The sequence below is a fragment of the Streptomyces sp. NPDC058964 genome (assembly GCF_042741275.1).
Lineage (GTDB): Bacteria > Actinomycetota > Actinomycetes > Streptomycetales > Streptomycetaceae > Streptomyces.
In genome coordinates, this window is the sequence record NZ_JBHYKH010001019.1 from 1 (window position 1) to 1,187 (window position 1,187).

1 protein-coding gene is annotated in these 1,187 nt (G+C 73.0%); it reads right to left on the bottom strand.

Features of this window, described 5'->3' with window-relative positions; all coding sequences use genetic code 11:
- Positions 1-1,099, bottom strand: a 1,099-nt coding sequence (locus ACFW2E_RS47340) for an ATP-binding cassette domain-containing protein (protein WP_384478484.1), incomplete at its 3' end; no start/stop codon positions are given.
- Positions 1,100-1,187: the final 88 nt, after the last annotated feature.

The window sequence follows — 1,187 nt, forward strand, 5'->3', positions numbered from 1 at the left end:
CCTCGACCCGGACCCGGAAGCGCAGGGGCGCCGGGGGCGGCGGCACCGGGTTCTCCTCCAGGCGCCGCACCCGTTCCTTCGCCTGCCGCACGCGGGCGGAGATCTGCTTCTCCACACTGCGCTGGTGCCGGCCGTTCGTCCGATCGGTGTTGGCCCGCGGCCCGGCGGCCACGTGGTTCGCCGCGGCGCGTGTCAGTTCGCGCTGGCGCGCCAGATCGTCCTTCCACTCCTGGTGCTGCTGCTCCCGACGCAGCCGCAGGGTCTCCTTGGCCTTGAGGTAGCCGGCGTAGCCGCCGCCGTGGCGGTGGACCGTGTGCCGCTCGGCATCCACGTCCCACAGGGCCGTGGCCACCCGCTCGAGGAAGACGCGGTCGTGAGAGACGACGAGGATGCTGCCGCGGTGGGAGCGCAGGTGATCCTCGAGCCATTCCAGGGCGGCCCGGTCCAGATGGTTGGTGGGCTCGTCGAGCAGCATCAGCTGCGGCGCCGCCGCGAGCACACAGGCCAGCCCGAGGCGGGCCTGCTCGCCGCCGGACAGGCCGGCCAGGCGCCGGGTGAGGTCCACGGACGCCAGCCCCAGGCCGTGCAGGGCGGCCCGCACCCGGGAGTCGGCCGCGTAGCCGTCCCGGGCCTGGAACGCCTCCGTGAGATCGCCGTACTCGGTCAGAAGGGCCGCGAGGTCATCGCCTTCGGCCTCGGCCATGTCCCTCTCGCAGCGGCGCAACTGCCGCTCTAGCGCGCGCAGCTCGGCCAAGGCGTGGTCGATGGCGTCCCGTACCGTGTCCTCGGGTGCCGACTCGGGGAGCTGCGGGAGGTAGCCGACGCCGCCCGGCGCACGTACCAGGATGCGGCCCTCGTCGGGCTTCTCCACCCCGGCGAGCAGCCGCAGCAGGGTGGTCTTGCCCGATCCGTTCTCCCCGATGACGCCGACGCGCTCGCCGAGCGCCACGGACTGATGCACCCCGCCCAGCAGGCGGCGGGTGCCGCGGGAGTGCTGGACGTCGTCCAGGACCACCTGGAAACCGCCCGCCGACGACGTGGCCGGCACCGGCGGGTAAGGGCCGTCCGCAGCGGAGTTCGTGGGGGAGGAGTCATGCATGGATTCGCACGCCGTTTCATCCGTAGTCCGAGGAGGCCGACCGAGGCGGCATCACCGCATGGCACAGAACGAGAGACTGGCGGAAAAG